15 protein-coding genes are annotated in these 18,963 nt (G+C 59.0%); 6 read left to right on the top strand and 9 right to left on the bottom strand.

Features of this window, described 5'->3' with window-relative positions; all coding sequences use genetic code 11:
• Nucleotides 1–18 precede the first annotated feature (18 nt).
• Together CHN51_RS01685 and CHN51_RS01680 are read left to right on the top strand one after the other, a co-directional pair.
• Nucleotides 19–2,106: a BamA/TamA family outer membrane protein gene (locus tag CHN51_RS01685; protein WP_100092463.1), complete on the top strand. Its 2,088-nt coding sequence runs from the start codon at nucleotides 19–21 to the stop codon at nucleotides 2,104–2,106.
• Nucleotides 2,107–6,276 (top strand): translocation/assembly module TamB domain-containing protein, encoded by a 4,170-nt coding sequence (locus CHN51_RS01680; RefSeq protein ID WP_100092462.1) that lies wholly within the window; start codon nucleotides 2,107–2,109, stop codon nucleotides 6,274–6,276. It abuts the gene before it with no gap.
• Between the two features lie 173 nt (nucleotides 6,277–6,449).
• Here the strand turns inward: CHN51_RS01680 and CHN51_RS01675 are convergent, their stop codons facing one another.
• The 6 genes from CHN51_RS01675 to CHN51_RS01650 form a co-directional block, all read right to left on the bottom strand.
• Nucleotides 6,450–6,926 carry a hypothetical protein gene (locus tag CHN51_RS01675; protein WP_100092461.1) on the bottom strand — a complete coding sequence of 159 codons (477 nt, stop codon included), beginning with the start codon at nucleotides 6,924–6,926 and terminating at the stop codon, nucleotides 6,450–6,452.
• Between the two features lie 139 nt (nucleotides 6,927–7,065).
• Entirely contained in the window at nucleotides 7,066–7,509 is a 444-nt protein-coding gene (locus CHN51_RS01670; protein ID WP_100092460.1) for a hypothetical protein, read from the bottom strand.
• A 284-nt stretch (nucleotides 7,510–7,793) separates the two neighbouring features.
• The gene (gene glnA / locus CHN51_RS01665) at nucleotides 7,794–9,206 is read right to left on the bottom strand and encodes a type I glutamate--ammonia ligase (RefSeq protein ID WP_100092459.1); all 1,413 of its coding nucleotides are present in this window, start codon (nucleotides 9,204–9,206) and stop codon (nucleotides 7,794–7,796) included.
• A gap of 47 nt (nucleotides 9,207–9,253) precedes the next feature.
• A complete protein-coding gene (locus CHN51_RS01660; RefSeq protein ID WP_100092458.1) occupies nucleotides 9,254–9,592 on the bottom strand; it encodes a P-II family nitrogen regulator in 339 nt (112 codons plus the stop codon).
• A gap of 237 nt (nucleotides 9,593–9,829) precedes the next feature.
• A complete protein-coding gene (locus tag CHN51_RS01655) occupies nucleotides 9,830–11,932 on the bottom strand; it encodes a PQQ-dependent dehydrogenase, methanol/ethanol family (RefSeq protein ID WP_346426332.1) in 2,103 nt (700 codons plus the stop codon).
• 140 nt (nucleotides 11,933–12,072) lie between these two features.
• Entirely contained in the window at nucleotides 12,073–13,161 is a 1,089-nt protein-coding gene (locus tag CHN51_RS01650) for a histidine kinase dimerization/phosphoacceptor domain -containing protein (RefSeq protein ID WP_100095365.1), read from the bottom strand.
• Between the two features lie 333 nt (nucleotides 13,162–13,494).
• Here CHN51_RS01650 and CHN51_RS01645 point away from each other — a divergent pair, with 333 nt between their 5' ends.
• Nucleotides 13,495–14,376: an OmpA family protein gene (locus CHN51_RS01645; protein WP_240616826.1), complete on the top strand. Its 882-nt coding sequence runs from the start codon at nucleotides 13,495–13,497 to the stop codon at nucleotides 14,374–14,376.
• A 70-nt stretch (nucleotides 14,377–14,446) separates the two neighbouring features.
• Here CHN51_RS01645 and CHN51_RS01640 read toward each other — a convergent pair whose 3' ends face one another.
• Nucleotides 14,447–14,785: a hypothetical protein gene (locus CHN51_RS01640; protein ID WP_100092456.1), complete on the bottom strand. Its 339-nt coding sequence runs from the start codon at nucleotides 14,783–14,785 to the stop codon at nucleotides 14,447–14,449.
• Between the two features lie 155 nt (nucleotides 14,786–14,940).
• Here CHN51_RS01640 and CHN51_RS01635 point away from each other — a divergent pair, with 155 nt between their 5' ends.
• Together CHN51_RS01635 and CHN51_RS01630 are read left to right on the top strand one after the other, a co-directional pair.
• Nucleotides 14,941–15,189, top strand: coding sequence for a type II toxin-antitoxin system ParD family antitoxin (locus CHN51_RS01635; RefSeq protein WP_100092455.1), 249 nt, complete (start codon nucleotides 14,941–14,943; stop codon nucleotides 15,187–15,189).
• Nucleotides 15,182–15,466, top strand: a complete 285-nt coding sequence (locus tag CHN51_RS01630; RefSeq protein ID WP_100092454.1) for a type II toxin-antitoxin system RelE/ParE family toxin — start codon at nucleotides 15,182–15,184, stop codon at nucleotides 15,464–15,466. Before CHN51_RS01635 ends, CHN51_RS01630 begins: the two co-directional genes overlap by 8 nt.
• A 78-nt stretch (nucleotides 15,467–15,544) precedes the next feature.
• Here the strand turns inward: CHN51_RS01630 and CHN51_RS01625 are convergent, their stop codons facing one another.
• On the bottom strand, nucleotides 15,545–16,453 hold the full coding sequence (locus tag CHN51_RS01625; RefSeq protein ID WP_100092453.1) for a DUF5677 domain-containing protein: 909 nt from the start codon (nucleotides 16,451–16,453) through the stop codon (nucleotides 15,545–15,547).
• Nucleotides 16,454–16,747: 294 nt separating this feature from the next.
• Here CHN51_RS01625 and CHN51_RS01620 point away from each other — a divergent pair, with 294 nt between their 5' ends.
• Nucleotides 16,748–17,917 (top strand): Shedu anti-phage system protein SduA domain-containing protein, encoded by a 1,170-nt coding sequence (locus tag CHN51_RS01620; protein WP_100092452.1) that lies wholly within the window; start codon nucleotides 16,748–16,750, stop codon nucleotides 17,915–17,917.
• Nucleotides 17,918–18,034: 117 nt separating this feature from the next.
• On the opposite strand, the gene map is transcribed toward CHN51_RS01620, so the two are convergent.
• On the bottom strand, nucleotides 18,035–18,859 hold the full coding sequence (map, locus tag CHN51_RS01615; protein ID WP_100092451.1) for a type I methionyl aminopeptidase: 825 nt from the start codon (nucleotides 18,857–18,859) through the stop codon (nucleotides 18,035–18,037).
• Nucleotides 18,860–18,963: the final 104 nt, after the last annotated feature.

Below are 18,963 nucleotides of genomic sequence, written 5' to 3'. Positions count from 1 at the left end.
CCGCTAAAGAGATCGTCAATGGGTCTGACCGCATATTGTCGCTGCCTTGGCATGCTGGTTATCTTGCTGATGGGTTCGCTCATCGGGCCGGGCCATGCGCAAACCGCAGATATGCCGGCCGCCAGTGAACCGGACGAGCAGGACTTCGATGCGCCGCTCGATCCGGATCAGCCCCTGACCGAATTTCCCGATTTTGGCGTCGAATGGCCCGACCTTGACGAGGTGACACAGCCACTGGCCGATGAAAGCGAAGATACGACCGCGGTGGACGATGAAGCCGAAGCCGCCCCCGGCGACCAGGATATCGCCGAAGAGCAGCTGGCCGAACCGGCCCCGCTCAATGAATATCGGCCGACCGATGCGCTGGCGGAAACCGCCTATGGCATCAGCTTCGAAGGCCTGCCCGAGAAGATTGGCGAAGCTTTCGACACGCGCTTTGATATTTTGTCGGTGCTGGAACAATATCGCGGCGACGAAGCCAATTTCGCGCAGATCCGGCGGCGTGCGCAGAGCGATGCCGAGCTGGTCGAGCAGCTGCTGCGGATAGAAGGCTATTATGACGCCGTCGTCCAGACTCGCTTCGAGTCCGACGGTGCGGAGCGGATCGATGTAGTGATCCGGGTGCAGGCTGGACCGCAATATAAGCTCGACGCCATTGTCTTGTCCGGTCTCGAAGCGGCGGTTGATCCTGATCCTGTAGATTTCCGCGAAACGTTCGGATTGCAACCGGGCGATGTCGTAAACAGCGACCGCATTGTGGAAGCGATCGGCCGGATCGACGTTGCGATGGCCGAAAATGGCTATCCTTTCGCCAAGACCGGCGAGCCGGAGCTGGAAATCGATCATGCCGAACGGCTGGGCGACCTTGAAGTTCCGGTGACGCCGGGCGGCCGCTATAATTTCGGTTCCGTTGTCCTGGCGCCGACGGAATTGTTCGATGCCGATCATGTCCAGATGATCGCCCGTTTCAATCCCGGTGACCTGTATCAGGCCTCCGATCTCGAGGATTTGCGCCGTGCGCTGATCGCGACCGGCCTTGTTTCGACCGTCAATGTCGATCCGGTTGTGGCCGACGATCCGGAAGCGGTCGATGTCGCGGTCAAGCTGACACCGGCGCCATTGCGCACCGTGGCCGGCGAGCTGGGCTACGGCACAGGCGAGGGCGCCCGCGCCGAAGTCAGCTGGGAGCACCGGAATCTCTTCCCGCCGGAAGGCCTCTTCCGCGCTACTGCCGTGCTCGGGACCCAGGAACAGTCCGGCAGCCTGTCCTTTCGCCGCAACAATTATCGGCGTCGCGACAATATATTGAACGGCCGCACCGCGCTGAGCGTCGTCGACCGTCCGGCGTTCAAGGCCCAGACATTCTCCGTCGCCGCCAATATCGAGCGCCAGAGCAATTTGATCTACCAGAAGCGCTGGAGCTGGTCGCTCGGCGTCGAGCTGCTGGCATCGCGCGAAGAAGACGTCACCGGGCCGACGGATGCGACGGGCCGGGACACCTTCTTCATCGGTTCGCTGCCGGGGCTAGTCACCTATGACGCCAGCGACGATCTGCTCGATCCGACCCGGGGTTTCAGGCTGACCGCCCGGATCGCTCCTGAAGCGTCGCTTCAGGATGGCAGTTTCTTTTATGTCCGCAGCCAATTTGACGGATCCGCATATTTTCCGGTGTCCGACAAGATCGTGCTGGCCGGCCGCACCCGGCTCGGGACGATCGCCGGTGCCGGGAACAACCGGATAGCGCCGTCGCGCCGTCTCTACGCCGGTGGCGGCGGTTCGGTTCGCGGCTATGGCTATCAGAGCATTGGCCCGCGCGATGCCAATAATGATCCGGTGGGCGGCCGCTCGCTGGTCGAGTTTTCGCTCGAGGCGCGGGTCCGCACCGGCTTTTTCGGCGGCAATCTAGGTATCGTCCCATTCATCGATGCGGGCAATGTCTATACCAGCAGCACGCCGGACATCTCCGGCATGCGCTATGGTGCCGGTCTTGGCGTTCGCTATTATAGCGACTTTGGACCGATCCGCATCGATGTCGGCACGCCGATCAACCCGCAACCCGGCGATTCGCGTGTCGCGGTCTATGTCTCGCTCGGACAGGCATTCTAGATGGCCGATAGCAAGGACAGGCCGGGCTCCAAGCGACTGATCTGGCGCTGGTCCATGCGCGGCCTGCTGGGGCTGGCTGCGATCCTCCTATTGGGACTGGTTGGCGCGGCCATGTGGCTGGACAGCAATTCCGGCCATCGCTTCATCATCAGCCAGGTCGAGGCGCTGGAGCCGGAGGACGGCCTGCGCATCCGGATTGCCGATATCGAGGGATCAATCTACGGCGAGGGCAGGGTGCAGGGTTTGCGGCTGCTCGATCCCAAGGGCGAGTTTTTCTCCGCTGGCACCGTAGCGGTCGACTGGAACCCGCTGGCCTGGATATTCAACGAACTGAACATCACCGATGCGCTGATCCTGAAAGGGCGGCTCGACCGTTTGCCGGAACTGATCGACAGCGGCGAAGACAGCCCTCTGCTGCCCGGTTTCGACATCTATGTCGGCGCGTTCCGGGCGGAAAATCTGGCTCTGGGCGAAGCCCTGGCCGGCAGCGAACAATTTGCCGATCTGTCGGGCACTGCCGATATCAGGGCCGGCCGCGCGATGGTGCGTCTCGATGCGGCGACGACGCGCAGCGGCGACAAGCTGCTGCTGGCGCTGAATGCCGAACCGGAGCGCGAGAAGCTTGATATCGACGCCGAAATCATGGCCCCGGCCGGCGGCGTGATAGCCGGTGCCCTGGGGATGGATCGCGACCTGGCGCTGACCCTGAAAGGCGATGGCAGCTGGCAGAAATGGAACGGCGAACTGGTTGCGCTCAGCAATGACGAGACGCTGACGCAAGTCACGATCGAGGCGAAGGCCGGAGAATTTGCCTATGACGGCAAGCTGACCGCCGCTGTACTGCCCGAAGGAGCAGCGCAGAAACTGGCTTCGCCGGACCTGCTGATCAAGGGCACGGCGAGCCTCGCCGACCGGCTTCTCGCTCTGGACCTCGAAGCGCGTTCGGCAGCCCTGTCCTTTACCGCGAAGGGCGGGATCGATCTGGCGCGCAACAGTCTGGATGCGATGCGGCTGGAGACACGGCTGATCGATCCATCGGCGCTGTCGCCCAATATGCGGGCGCAGGACTTTGAGCTTAAGGCGTTGCTGAACGGAAAATTCTCGCAACTGCGCTACCAATATCTGCTGACCGCGCCACAGCTGGCTTTTGGCAAGACATTGCTGACCAATGTGCGGGGCGAGGGCGAAGGACAGCGGGATGCCGGCGGCTGGGATATCCCCGTCGAGCTTTCGGTCGGCACGGTAATCGGCAATGGCGAGTTGCTGAAACAATTGCTTTCCGGCTTCAGCGCGACAGCATTGCTCCGCTATGAAAAGGATCTGCTGTTCGCCGAGCGGGCACGCGTCGCGACCAATGTGGCAAAGGGCACGCTCGATGTGGAGCTGCGCCCCTCGACCGGCGATTTCGCCGTCAATATCGATGCCAATGCGCCCGGCTTTGCGGTTCCGGGCGTCGGCGTTGCGGACATCATTGCCGAGATCAATCTGGGTCCGGCAGCGAAGGGGATCGCACTGGACGGCCAGGTCAATGCAAGGCTGCGTCGTTTCGACATCGGCTTTCTGCGCGAACTGGCCGGCGGCTTGCCGCAATTGCAGACCGGCCTCGCCCTCGGCCCGGACGGACTGTTGCGCTTTACCAATCTCCACGTGTCGGCGCCGAAACTGTCCTTCCGGGGGTCCGGAAGCCAGACCGGCGCGGCGACCTTCGCGTTCCGCGGCTCGGGACGGCAGGACACATATGGCCGCTTTGATCTGAAACTCGACGGTGCGCTCGACCGTCCCAGGGTCGCCCTGCTGCTGGACAGCCCGCTGCCGGCGGCGGGTCTTTCGGCCGTCAGCGTGCAACTCGCTCCGGTCAAGGGCGGCTTCTCCTATGTTGCCTCCGGCGGCTCGACGCTGGGGCCGTTCAGCAGTGACGGGATGATCCTGACCACGCCCGGCCAGGACACGGCGGTGCGGGTCGACCGCCTGCTCGTCTCCGATACGCTGGCCACCGGTACGATCCGGACGACCGCAGACGGGCTTGCCGGACGGCTTGTGGTCAGCGGCGGTGGCGTGAACGGTGATGTGCTGTTCCGTCCCGGCAGCGGGCAACAGCTGATCCGCGCCAATCTCAAGGCCGAAAATGCCCGCTTTGGCGGCGATCCGCCGATCTCCATCCGTACCGCGGTGCTGGAGGCCGATATCCTGCTGATCGACGGTCAGTCCAATATCGACGCAACGTTGCGCGCGCAGGGGATCAGCCGCGGCGAACTGATCATCGGGCGGGTCGCCGCCAATGCCAAGCTGACCGACGGCAGCGGTACGGCAACCTTCACCGTTGCCGGCACGCGCGGCAGCACTTTCGAGTTCCAGGCCAAGGCGGACATCACGCCCGACCGCTACCGGATTTCCGGAAACGGACAGTTTGAGGGCCGCAATCTGCGTCTGGCGCAACCGCTCGAACTGCGGCGCGACGGCGATGGCTGGACCGTTCCGGCGACCACGATCAACTATGGCAGCGGCAGCGCGAAGCTGTCCGCTCGTTTTGGCAGCGGCAATTCCAGACTAGACCTGACGATGGCCAGAATGCCGCTGTCGCTGGTCGATATCGGCTATCCCGATCTCGGGCTGGGCGGCAGCGTCAACGGCACCGTCAAACTGACCCAGTCGGGCGCCCGGATACCGGTCGGTGAAGCGAAGCTGACGATCAAGGGGCTGACCCGTTCGGGTCTGATCCTGACCTCCGCGCCGGTTGATCTGGGTCTCAATATTGCCCTGTCCAGCCGCAACGCGGCGGCGCGCGGGATCATCAAGTCGCCCGAGGGCAAGACCATCGGCCGGTTCCAGGGGCGGGTGACCGGCCTGGGTGGCGGCAACTGGCAGGACGAGCTGATGCGCCGGCCACTGTTCGCGCAAGCGCGGTTCAACGGCGGCGCCGAGAGCCTGTGGCGGCTGACCGGGGTCGAGACATTCGACCTGACCGGACCGGTCGCGGCCAGCGCCGATGTCAGCGGCAGTCTCGCCAATCCGCAGATCAAGGGCCGGGTCAGCACCAGCAACGCGCGGCTCGAAAGCCCGCTCACCGGCACGGTCATTTCCAATATCAAGACGGTGGGCCAGTTTGACGGCTCAAGGCTGGTGCTGCCGAAACTGACCGGCACCACCGCCGGGGGCGGAACGGTAAGCGGCAGCGGCAGTTTCAACTTCGCCGTCGCAGAGGGCGAGGGCATCGGTATCATCATGGACGTCAATGCCCAGCAGGCCGCGCTGATTGCCCGCGATGATTTCGCCGCCACGGTGACCGGCCCGATCAAGATCCGCAGTTCTGTGGATGGCGGCCTGATTTCGGGCAATGTCGTGCTCAACCGCAGTTTCTTCCGCTTCGGTCAAGCCAGCGCGACAGCCAGTCTGCCGGATATCAAGACCCGGGAAATCAATCGCCGCGCCGACGAACGGCCGGTGGTGGTGCGCGGCCGGCCATGGCGCTTCGACCTGACCGCCAACGCCCCCAACCGGCTGATGGTCGAGGGGCTCGGGCTCGACAGCGAATGGAAGGCCAGTTTGAAGATTACCGGGCCGGTCGACAATTTTGCGATGGTCGGCACCGCTGATCTGCTGCGCGGTGACTATACTTTTGCCGGTCGCCAGTTCAGCCTTGAGCGCGGCCGCATCCGCTTTGTCGGCAATCAGCCGGTCAACCCGATCCTGGATATCGAGGCGGAGGCCAATCTGACCGGCCTGAACGCCACGATCAATGTCACCGGCACCGGCAACCAGCCGGAAATCGCCTTTACCAGCATCCCGGCCCTGCCTCAGGACGAGCTGCTGTCGCGGGTGTTGTTCGGCGCCTCCATCGCCGACCTGTCTGCTCCCGAAGCGGTCCAGCTGGCGGCTGCCGTGGCCTCGCTCAACAGCGGCGGCGGGCTGGATCCGATCAACCAGTTGCGCAAGGCGGTCGGTCTGGACCGGTTGCGGATATTGCCGTCCGACACTGATACCGGTACCGGCACATCGATTGCCGCGGGCAAATATATCACCCGCCGCGTCTATGTAGAACTGATCACCGACGGCAAGGGCTATAGCGCCACCCAGCTCGAATTCCAGATCACTCGCTGGCTGTCGATCCTGTCGAGCATTTCGACCCTCGGCCGCCAGAGCGCCAATTTGCGGGTGAGCAAGGATTATTGATGCTGTCGGCGCTGTGGAGGCAGAGAGGGCCTTTGCCGGCTGTATAAACTGCCGGTCAGCTTCCGCCCCATTGACGGACATTTGCGCCAGTCCGACCTAGTGTCCGCTTAGGGCGCAAAAGCGGACATTGAGGTAGTCGAAGTTGAATAGTCGAACTGGCGACCACATCATATTCAGGGTAGTTCACCTAAGTAAGGAAAGGCGCACCAGGACAGCAAGGCAAAGAGCGAAAAATTCGCCAGCAGTGTTGCAGTTTGAATTTTTTTCAAGTGTGCGTAAGTTGCTAGAACTAGTACAAAAGCAAAGCCTACGATATTCTCGATAGCGACGATCTGGGTATGAGATTCACCTTGATAACGTATTCCATAGTCCCAAGCGCTGTAGATAGACCAAGTGTTTAAGGCACCAAACATCAAACACAAGATTAAGATATATATCGAGAATCTCGGCGATTTTGTTCCCAAATACACAACCATGAAGTAACAAAAAGGCGTTAGCAAAATGGCTAGTGGCGGAATAATCCAGGCGAGAAGGATTATATAGAACGGCAATGGAGCGTAAACGGTCACCCCTTGCATTACTGTGAAACCACTGAGCAACGCTAAAGCGATAGCTCCACCATATGTCCAAATATTTTCATCTGATGTCATTTTCCATCGGCTCCCAAGCAACCGGGCCTTAAGCCTCTAGCCCCAATGATTAGACCTAACCAATAGATTTCTAATGTCCGCTTTCAGGATATTGCGGACTCTACGCTACCAGCCGTTTTCCCGCCCTAATTTCAGTCATTCAACCATGTTGACGCGCATGGAGATACATTGAAAGCCTGCGTGCGTGATTTCCCCAATGAAAGTACATTAAGCGGAAATACCAAGCCGCATCATCTGCTCCTAAGTTTTCATCACGCCAAATAACTTCTCGCAGGTCATTTGTAATATCAGCGATATCATCGATCGCGTCTGCGAGTGTTTGTTCGTCGTCAATTGTTTCTAAGGGGTCAACTACCGGATAGTACCCAAGAGCGGGGAATCTAACAGAAACTGCCTTAAACAGTTCGGGATAGTCTCTATCTGGAGGATCGAGGTCGATTTCGGCACAATCCGCAAACGGGACACTGTGTGAATTGTATAGCAATTGATCCAGTGCCGCGATCAACTCAGATTCGTCCGGTGGATTTCCATCCCATACAGCCGACAAAAAATGATGCGCAATTTTAGCAGCGGATTGATTCATTGTCGGTTTATTGCATAACTTTTACGAAAAGCAATGACCGCGATCCGTCCAACTGCTGTTGTTCCATATGCTGAATGCTAGCGTCCGCTTTCGGGATATTGCGGATATTACTAGCAATCGCTGTTCTCAATGTCCGCAATCCACCCACTTGTTGCCGTCCAGGACAATCAAAGCTCAGGGCCACGTTCGGAATGAAGCCGCGACTGGAGCAGTATTCCACACACACACAAAAGCCCGGAGCAATCGCTTGCCCCGGGCTTCTGTTTTCAATCTGACCGGAAAGGTCAGCTCGAATAATACATGTCGAATTCGACCGGGCTCGGCGTGGTTTCGAAGCGGCTGACTTCTTCCCATTTGAGTTCGGCATAAGCGTCGATCTGGTCTTTCGAGAATACGTCGCCCTTGAGCAGGAATTCGTGATCCGCTTCCAGTGCTTCCAGTGCTTCGCGCAGCGAACCGCAGACGGTTGGCACTTCGGCCAGCTCAGCCGGTGGCAGGTCATAGAGATTCTTGTCCATGGCTTCGCCCGGGTGGATCTTGTTCTCGATGCCGTCAAGACCGGCCATCAGCAAGGCTGCTGCCGACAGATACGGGTTGGCAAGCGGATCGGGGAAGCGGAATTCGACGCGCTTCGCCTTGTCACCCGCACCATAAGGAATACGGCAGGATGCGCTACGGTTGCGGCTCGAATAGGCGAGCAATACCGGCGCTTCAAAACCGGGGACCAGACGCTTGTAGCTGTTGGTCGTCGGGTTGGAGAAGGCGTTGATCGCTTTTGCATGTTTGATAACGCCGCCGATATAGTGGAGGCACATTTCCGACAGGCCGGCATATTCATTGCCGGCGAACAGCGGCTTGCCGTCTTTCCAGATCGACATATGCGTGTGCATGCCGCTGCCGTTATCGTCCTTGATCGGCTTCGGCATGAAGGTTGCGGTCTTGCCATATGCATGGGCAACCTGCTGCACGACATATTTATAGACCTGGGTCCGGTCGCAGGTCTGGGTCAGCGTCCCGAAGGTGATGCCCAGTTCGTGCTGCGCGGCTGCCACTTCGTGATGGTGCTTGTCCATCGGCAGGCCCATTTCCAGCATGGTCGTGACCATCTCGCCGCGAATGTCCATGCAGCTGTCAACCGGAGCGACCGGGAAATAGCCGCCCTTGGCGCGGGGACGGTGGCCCATGTTGCCGACATCATAGTCGCGACCGGTGTTGGTCGGCAGCTCGATATCGTCGATCCGGAAGCCCGAGCGGTCGTAGCCATTTTCGAACTTCACATCGTCGAACATGAAAAATTCAGGCTCCGGTCCGACATAGATGGTGTCGCCGATACCGGTGGATTTCAGATAGGCCTCGGCGCGCACTGCGGTCGAGCGCGGGTCGCGGCTGTAAAGCGATCCGTCGCCGGGCTCGACGATATTGCAGACCAGAATCATCATCGGGGTGGCCGAGAAGGGGTCCATGTACATCGCGTCAAGATCGGGACGCAGGATCATGTCGGATTCGTTGATCGCTTTCCAGCCCTCGATCGAGCTACCGTCAAACATGAAGCCTTCTTCCAGCACATCCTCGTCAATGACTTCGGCGCACATCGACAGATGCTGCCATTTGCCGCGCGGATCGGTGAAGCGAACATCGACCCACTCGATCTCATGTTCCTTGATCAACTTGATAATATCGGATGCTGTATTGCCCATTATTTAGTCCCTTGGTTCTGGTTTATTGGGTTTGGTTGGAATGAAAATCAGATGGCGTCGTTGTCGCGTTCGCCGGTGCGGATACGCAGCGCCGCTTCGACCGGAATGACGAAAATCTTGCCGTCGCCGATGCGGCCGGTCTGGGCTGCCGCGGCAATCGCCTCGACCGTACGGTCGGCAAGACTGTCCTCGACGACCACTTCCAGCTTCACCTTGGGCAGGAAGTCGACGACATATTCGGCGCCGCGATAAAGTTCGGTATGGCCCTTCTGTCGGCCAAAGCCTTTCGCCTCGGTCACGGTAATGCCGGATACACCGACTTCGTGCAGTGCTTCCTTGACCTCGTCCAGTTTGAAGGGCTTGATGATGGCTTCGATTTTTTTCATTTTTACGTTCCCGTGTACCGCTTCCTCGGCATTTCCCCCGAACAGGAGCAAACCACCTCGGCCGGGCAGTATTGCCCGTTGCTATTCAATTACCATGCCAGAATCGATTCGCGAACAGAATCGCCGGAATGCTTGGCTACATTGCTAATCTGTTATCGGACGACTGACAATGCTGCTCAAAAAACAGGCATTTATCGCGGCCTGTGAACAATATTTGGGCAGGCAATGGTCGTAAGATCACCGCGCCGTCGGAGCGGTCATCTCGGGCAGATTTTCCTTGGTCCAGATCGACCGGTTCACGACATAGTGGCGGATATTTTCCACCTGCACGTCGCTGAGCTGTGATCCGAAACCGACCATGCCGTGTTGCTTGAGCGCGCCGCCCTTGACCACCGAGGCCCAGGCCTGGGTATCCGGCAATACGCCGCTGACCCGCAGGTCAGGCGTGAAGCCGTTGCCGATCGCGCTGTCGCCGTGGCAGACGAGGCAATTGCGCCCGTACAGGTCCTTACCGGCAGCAATCTGTTCCGGGGTGCCACTCTGTACCGGCGGATCCCAGACCACTTCGCCTTTTTCAGGGAGCGGCGGGAAGGCAGCCTTGCCGCCGAGTTTCAGCACCACCAGCCGCGGAATATTGGGCAGTTGGCGCGTCACCCCGCCGGCAACACCGGCGACCAGCGGAAAGGCACCGCCCTTGCTGGTCAGGAAAGCGACATATTGCTCGCCGTCGATCATATAGGTGGAGGGCGCGCTGACGATGCCGGACTGCATCGGCAGGCTCAGCAATTCCGTGCCCTTGTCGGCCGAATAGGCCTTGAAAAAGCCGGTGCTGGTGCCCTGGAAAACCAGATTGCCCGCGGTCGTCATCGTACCGCCGTTCCAGGCCGCCGGATAATCGACGCCCCATTCGACCTTGCCGGTCTTGGGGTTGAAGGCCACCAGCCGTCCGGTGGTCGCCGCCACGGCGGCCTTGTAGACATCCTTGTCGTCGGGCAGCTGGCCGATGGCCCAGCCGATGCCGACATTGAAGCCGAGCCGCTCGCGCGCCTTGTCGATGTCAGAAACCGGCACTTCATAGCCCTGCGGGATTTGCTGGGCGGGAATGTAGACGAGGCCGGTCTGCGGATTGTAGCTCATCGGATGCCAGTTATGCGCGCCCAGCGCCCCCGGGATCGCGACAAAGGGCTCCTTGGTCTTGTAGAAGCGGGCGGCCGGATTTTCGATCGGCCGGCCAGTGGCCAGATCATAGCCTTCGGCCCAGTTGATCCCGTCGACGAAGGGTTCGGCGCTGATCAGCGTGCCGTCGAGCCGGTCGATGACGAAGAAAAAGCCGTTTTTCGGGGCGTGGTAGAGCACTTTGCGCATCTTGCCGTCGATCGGCAGTTCGGCCTGAATGATATGCTGGGTCGCGGTATAGTCCCAGGTCTCGGCGGGTGTTTCCTGATAGTGCCAGAGATATTTGCCGGTATCGGGGTCGACCGCAACGATCGAGGACAGGAACAGATTGTCGCCTTCGCCGCCCGAGCGCAGCCCGTGATTCCACGGGTTGCCATTGCCGACGCCAAAGTAGAGCTGGTCGAGATCCTCGTCATAGACGATGCTGTCCCAGACCGTACCGCCGCCGCCGGAGACTTTCCATTCGCCGTCCCCCCAGGTCTTGTTGGCTGCCTTGGCAAAAATCTCGTCGCTCGCCGCGCCGTCCGCTTCGCCCTTGGGATTGGGGACGGTGTAGAAGCGCCATTTGAGCAGTCCGTCTCGGACATTATACGCCGAGACATAGCCGCGCACGCCGAATTCCGCGCCGCCATTGCCGATGATCACCATATTCTTGACCACCCGCGGGGCGCCGGTGATCGTATAGGGCTTGCTGTTGTCGGTGGTCTGGGTTTCCCAGAGTCGCGCGCCGGTATTCGCGTCCAGCGCGATCAGCCGGCCGTCGATGGTGCCGAAAAACAATTTTCCGCGGTTGATCGCAACGCCGCGATTGACCACGTCGCAACAGGCGTCGACCGCTTTTTCGCCGGCCACCCCGGGATCATAGGACCAGAGTTCCTCGCCGGTCTTGGCGTCATAGGCAAAGACCTTCGACCATGCGGTGGAAATATAAAGCTTGCCGTCGACGACGACGGGGGTTGCTTCCTGGCCACGGGCGTCGGGTAGGTCCTTGAACCAGGCAATGCCGAGTTCGCTTACATTGCTGTCGTTGATCTGGGTGAGCGGGCTGTGCCGCTGTTCCTTGGCGTCAAAGCCGATATTGTCCCAGTCCGCGTTGACCACCGCGTCGGGCGTTGCCGGATCGCCGGTCTGGCTCTGGCAAGCCACCAGCAAAAGAGGTGCCAATAAATATCCCAGCCTGCGCATCACCCGTCTCCTAAAATCCGCCGGACGGTCCGCCGTCCGTGCAATTTAACTGACTAGCTAAATTCTGGGCGGATGGTCAAGGATTATAGCGGCCGCGGTTCCGCGATCTGTCGTACCCGCTAGTCCGTGCCGCTCGCCAGCCGCAATTCCATGCCCGTCCCATCGGCGCGCCAGTCGATCGATGCGCCGAGCGAGGTGGCCAGCGAACTGATCACCCGTGTTCCCAGGCCCGACGAGGACGCCGCACGCTCCGCATCCTGCCGGTTCGCCTTGCCATTGTCCTTGCAGACAATCGACCATTGCTCGCCCTCGCTCGCGATCACGAATTCGATTTTGCCACCGGCAGCGAAAAGGCCGTGCTTGACGCTGTTCGAGACAAATTCATTGACGATCAGCAGCAGGCCGTTGGCCAGATGCGGGCTGGCATGGTCGCCGCTGACCGCAGCCGAAAGCGCGATGCCGTCGGGAAGCAATTGCTGAAGATCAAGGCAGACCCGCAGGAACAGCGAGGAGAGGTCGACCAGCTGCCCCTGTTCCAGATCGTGCAGTTCGGCGTGCAGCGAGGACAGCGACCGGATCCGCAGGCTTGCATCCTCCAGCGCCAGGCGCACTTTCTCGTCCGGCGCGGCGCGCGCCTTCATCGCGAACAGCGAGCCGATCGAGGCCAGCGAATTTTTCACCCGATGGTCGATTTCGCGGCGCAGCACCTGCTCCCTTTCGAGTGCCTGGCGCAAGTCCAGTTCCCGCATCACCTGGTGCGAGAGTATCCGGATCACCTTGCGCTGCTGTTCGCTCAGCACCCGCGGCTTGGTGTCGAGCACGCACAAAGTGCCCAGCGGCAGGCCGTTGGCGGCTTTCAGCACCGCTCCGGCGTAGAAGCGGAAGCCGTCCTCGCTGGTGCACAGCGGGTTGTCGGCCATCCGCTCGTCAGCCAGCGTATCGGGTATTTCGACGAAATCGTCCTGCAGGATCACATGGCCGCACAGGCTGGTGTCGATCGGCGTCGACCGCACGCCCAGCCCGACCTCGGCCTTGAACCACTGGCGTCCCTCGTCGATGAAATTGACCACCGAAACCGGCGCGTCACACAATTGCGCGGTCAGCTCGACGAGTTCGTCAAAGGCCTGCTCGCGCTCGGTGTCGAGTATGCCGTAGCGGCGCAGTTCGCGGAGGCGCTCTGCCTCCTGGGGATGGAGTTGGGGCTTCATCGGATGCTGATAGCAGAATGGCAGAGAGAAGAAAGAGACTCCGGCGCTGGTGAACTTCCGCGATGGGTTTTGCAGGTCTGCCCGAAACGGTTCGCCGCAGGACCCGCTCGGGCTGCCTGCAGAAGCGGCGAATCTGACGAATATGTTCATCCGGGGGACAGGGTGGTCGCGCCAGTCCGGCCCTTGCTTGTTCACAGGCGGCGCCAGCGCCGTCCCGACCATGCCGCAGACCGAAAGGAAGATTGACAGGCGGCATCCCATCCCCACAGGTCCGGCCGGAGCACGGCCACGCGCATGGCAAGGCCGGACAGATTCGACCGAAGGAGAAATATAATGAACACCAGTTTCCAACCCCGGACAGCCGCCATGCTGCTGGCCACCGCCGCCCTGCTGACGCCCGGCAGCCTGCTCGCGCAACAGGAGACGCGCGACAATATCATCGTCTCCGGCCAGCAGGAAATCGACTTTGCCACGGCGATGGCCGAAGCGCCCGCCGGCCCCGAAATCGAAGGCATCATCTCCGCCCGCAGCGATGACCGCCTGCAGATTACCGCAGACGACGGCGCGCGGACGGTGATCGGCTTCAACGAGATCACCGAGATCAGGGCCAGCAAGGGCCTGTTCGGCATCGGCCGCGAAAGCCTGGGCGGCGAAGCGCTGCTCAACGGCCTGCCGGTCACCGTCAAGACGGTGCAGCTGGGCAGCGACCTGGTCGCCAGCCAGATCAAGCTGAAGGGCAGCGATCTGAAGACCGCCAACATGATCCACAATGGCACTGCCCAGGGCTTTGCCGAACAGACCGCGGCGACCGAGGCCTTGCGCAGCCGCGTCAGCGATATCGACCAATATAATGTGAAGCGCACGACCAACGTCTATTTCGACACCGGCAAGGCAAAGCTCTCCGCAAGCGGCAAGGCGGACCTGTGCGCCACCGCAGAAGCCGCGGACGATATGAACAACGCCCTGATCCTGGTCGTCGGCTATACCGATTCGACCGGCGATTATGAATATAACCAGCAGCTCAGCGAGCAACGCGCCAGCCGCGTGGTCAATTATATCCAGCAGAACTGCGGCTGGAAACCCTATCGCATGCTGACCCCGACCGGCATGTCCGAAGCCGACCCGATGGCGAGCAACGACACCGCCAGCGGCAAGGCCCAGAACCGCCGCGTCGCGGTCAATATCCTGGTCAGCAAGGGCCTCGACGGGCTCTAGGCCACTGAATCAAGCGGGGCGGGTGTAAGGCCCGTCCCGTCATTCCCCGCCAGACCACGCCGCAGCCCGATCAGCGCTGCTTCCTGGTGGTCGCCGCGTTGAAATCGGGGTCCTTTTTCGCCACCCAGTTCACAAATTTGCGCACCACCGGATCGGCGAGCAGCGCGTCGACGTCCATGCCGTGGCGCTGCAATTCGCTATTGGTGAAATGGGTGATGATGGTCTGCTGGCAGATCGGATGCATCGGCACCGTATCGCGCCCGCCCCGGCTTTTCGGCACCGGATGATGCCAGACAATGGTCTTCCCGGTCGGCCGCCCGCAGAGCCAGCAATCCGGCACCTCCGCCGGAGCCTCCTCCGCCTCGGGCAGATCCTGCCAGCCACCATGTTTCGAATGTTTGCGGGCCATGTTTTGGGGTCTCGGTTGGTGGGAGGTGAGGGGTGTGTCTAGGGGGATGGCGGCGGGATTGCTAGGGAAAGGTGGTTGGAGCCAAAACGCGCATCATCTTTACAATCCCGGCCTGCACCAATAGTATGACACTCCAGTCACAAGGAGCTTCACCCATGGCCACCGTCCGCAAAACCATCACGCTCAGCGAGAGCCAGGACGCATGGATAAAATCCCGGATCGCTGGCGGTGCCTTTACCAATGATAGCGAATATATCCGCGATCTGGTCAAGCGCGACCAGTCGCAGGAAGACCGGCTCGCCACTTTAAGAGCGGCGATAGCCGAGGGTCTCGACAGCGGCACCAGCGACCAGTCGCTGGACGATATATGGAGCGCCGCCGAAGACCGCGCTGCCCATGGCTGACCTGCGCCTCAGCAGGCGCGCCGCAAGCGATCTGGCCGAAATAGCCGATTACACCATTGCCGAATTCGGCATCGATCAGGCGCGGCTCTATCGCGACCAGTTTCAAGCCTGTTTCCGGTCCCTGCTGGAGAATCCGCAGCTCGGCAGCAGCGCCGAGGAGGTCGCCCCGGGATTGCGCCGTATTCGTCAGCAGGCGCATGTTGTGTTTTACAGGGTTGAGCGGGATGAGCTGTTTATCGTGCGGGTGCTGCATCACAGCATGGATTTTGAGCGGTGATCGGGCTGTGTAGTGAATAGGCGTATTTGGCAGGATGTTAATGTAGACTAAAGACGCGCTGAATAAGCGCTCTTCACGTCATGTTCCCTTCTTAACCCAGTTTTCTGGAAATTCGCCGGTGTCAAGGTGAGGAGCGATGACATGCAACTCGTCTGTAATCCGCTTTAGAGAATTAGTCCCCTCAGCGACCACGGTCGGGAACTTCAGGTGACGGCAAACTGCGAGCATAGCCTCTACAAACGATTGAAGCCCGAATAGTACCATGAATATGCTGAAGATGTTGGCCTCCCGCTCCATCCTTTCCGCGATGTCATCTGCTCCTACAACACTGTTGGCAAAAAAGTGATTCAGCACATCCTCCGCGTCATGATGCGACTGTGAGCACATCGCGGCGTAGACCGTCCGATAATCGATCCTCCTTCCGAGAGCCGTTAGGCGATCAATTAGTCCCGGCCAATTTTTCGCCGTTTCAAGATCAATGCCGCAATGTTCGACAAAGAGATCGATGAACTTCTCATACGCATCCATCGCCTCATTCTTCTGGCTGATCCTTTTTTCGTGATCCTTTCGCACTGTAGGGGGTTCGGCCTCAACGTCGTTTGACCATTTGCGATTTTGCTCACGCTCTTGCCTCACATAATATTGAAAAAATTGGGCAAACCGCTTGGCTGGATTTTCTTGAACGATGTAAGTCGTCGTCACTGAGCTTTCGTATACCGAGCGGGAGAGTGTCTCGGCTTCACGTAAGTGGCCAATTGCTGCAAGCGCAAGCGAACCCGCTGCCGCTTCGTAGGACCTACTGACAAGCTTGATAAGAAGGCCCTGAGTAGGATCAGAGTCAAGCTCGTCAAGGCATTCGATCATTAGAAAATAGGGTGCTGTCACCGCACAGATCATGTCAGTCAATCCGGCGGGTATTGCCTTTGGCGACAGGGAACGTTGCTCGCAGAAATGCTCTAGTATGAATTTATGAGCCTCTTCATTCATTAAGTGCCTCCATGCATATATATTTTACAATTTGAGCAATAGTGAAAGAACTATTATTCCGCCGATAATTTATAAAATGCGCTAATTTGACGAACTTGGTCGCAATGCTTGAAGGTGGGTGAATGTTCAATAACCTAAATGCCCAAGACCGGTAAGATTATGACCTGAGAGGTTAGTACAAAAAGTGGATTACCACAGCAACTTCATCGGGTGGTGGTAGCGCCTGAAAGCAGAAATTCGTTTCGTTTTTCGAATTTTTCTTTTCCGTGTATTATTATTCGATACTATCGCCAAATGAGCAATGATAGCGAATATGAATTTTACAAGCTGCGTGAGCAAGGGAAGTTATATATCTCAAAGGTATACACTTACCATGCGCGAGATACGGAGCGTAAACGCAACGTTAAAATGGTGATTGAAGGAAGCGACCGAATTCATCTTGGCGAAATAGAGGGCGTGATGTGCCTTCGATTAACCGGGAATGTTCGCAAAACTCAAGTTTCTGCAATTGTCACTCAAGACGACAAAAAGATTCGGCGGCTCTCTCTTCAAACATTCAAAACTCGTGCGGGTGGCTGGATAGAGTCAGGCGATGATAACAAATTCGATTTTCGAGAAGACGAGTTTAGCCGCCTGCTCGACTTCCTTCATCAGATAGAATTCATAGACCTATCGAATGAAGGAACATCCCGGATTGAGGACATATCAACGACGGATGGGCCGAAAACGATCATAGATGCTTCTGATCGAGAAATTTTTAACAGCATAAAAGGAATGACTGAAGAACAAAGAAGCGGCTTACTCAATGCATTGCACGGATCGCTGACCGACGAGGAAATTAACATCCTTCTTGGCCGCAAGCAGGGGTTGGAAGAATATCAGGAGCATATGCAGCTGTCGGACTGGAACGAGGTACAATGGCAGGATTTCTTCGAGCGTGAACAATGGGTTTTTGGGTATGGTCTCGATTATCGTATTATGCGGCAATTTGGGCGCGAAATGACAGTCGGAGGAGGAGGTGCGGACAATCAGAACAAGCCCGTAACGGACTTCCTTATGAATTTCACAGATTACACCGTGCTTGTCGAAATCAAGAGACCTGACACCCCCATTTTTCGCAAACCGCGCGGCGGGAGGGCGGGAACGTGGGAATTCAGCTCTCAATTTATGAGTGCCGTTTCACAGATTCTTGAGCAGAAGGCAGAATGGTCGTCTTTCTCCGAGTATGGTGACCACCTCAACAAGGACGGAACCGAGCATCTTACGGCCCGCACCAGAAATGCCAAAAGTATTCTGATTATAGGATCCAGCACTGAATTTGCAAAAGCCAGCGGGGTTAGAGAGGCGAACCTAATGCGCGACACCTTCGAATTATTCAGACGAGAGAATCGCAGTATTGATATCGTAACATTTGACGAGCTGCTTGAACGCGCTCGTTTCATCACGAAGAATCGATCAGGTTAGGACGGTTAGATTAATCGACCTTTTTGAGATAGTCGCACCAGTCGTGGTGACCCCTCTTTTTCTCCTCAAAGCAGACACTGACGTCGATATCGATAACTATCCTCAATCGCCACCCCCTCAATAAGGCGGACAATCCAGTCCCGTCGGGCTCTTCGTAAATATCTCGTTCCCGTCCTCGGTAATCCCGATACTATGCTCGAACTGCGCGGTCAGCGAGCGGTCGCGGGTGACCGCTGTCCAGCCGTCGTCGAGCATCTTGCAGGCATATTTGCCGATATTGATCATCGGCTCGATGGTGAAGAACATGCCGGGGCGCAGTTCCGGGCCGGTGCCGGGGCGGCCGGCGTGGACGACTTCGGGGGCGTCGTGGAACATCTGGCCGAGGCCATGGCCGCAGAAATCGCGGACCACCGAATAGCGGTGGGCCTCGGCGTGGCTCTGGATTGCGTGCGCGACATCGCCCATCCGGTTGCCGGGCTTGGCTTGCTCGATGCCCAGCATCATGCATTCATAGGTGACCTGGACCAGTTTGCTCGCCTTGATCGGGGTCTTGCCGACCAGATACATGCGGCTGGTGTCGCCGTGCCAGCCGTCGACGATCACGGTCACGTCGATATTGACGATATCGCCCTCGTTCAGCTTCTTGTCGCCGGGGATGCCGTGGCAGACAACATGGTTGATCGAGGTGCAGCAGCTGTGCGTGAAACCGCGATAGCCGAGCGTCGCGGGGACCGCTCCGGCGGCAAAAGCCTGTTGCCGGACCATATCGTCGAGCGCGCCAGTGGTCACGCCGGGCACGACATGGGGGACGAGGCTGTCGAGTATCTCGGCGGCCAGCCGGCCGGCCTTGCGCATGCCTTCAAAGCCTTCCGGCCCGTGCAGCTTGATCGCGCCGGTGCGGGATTGCGGGGTGGTGTCTTCTACGGTCATATAGTCTGTCATGCGGCCTATATAGGCATCGCGGCGCGGTTTGGCGATACCCCAATATGCAGGGATTTTCGCTGGATATTAACCAAGTCGCGCTAGGGGCGCAGCGTGGGAACAAA

Origin of the sequence: Sphingorhabdus sp. YGSMI21, assembly GCF_002776575.1 — a bacterium.
In the GTDB taxonomy this organism is placed as follows: domain Bacteria; phylum Pseudomonadota; class Alphaproteobacteria; order Sphingomonadales; family Sphingomonadaceae; genus Parasphingorhabdus.
The sequence above is the reverse complement of the archived record's forward strand: the minus strand, read 5'-3'. Positions and strand labels throughout refer to the sequence as shown.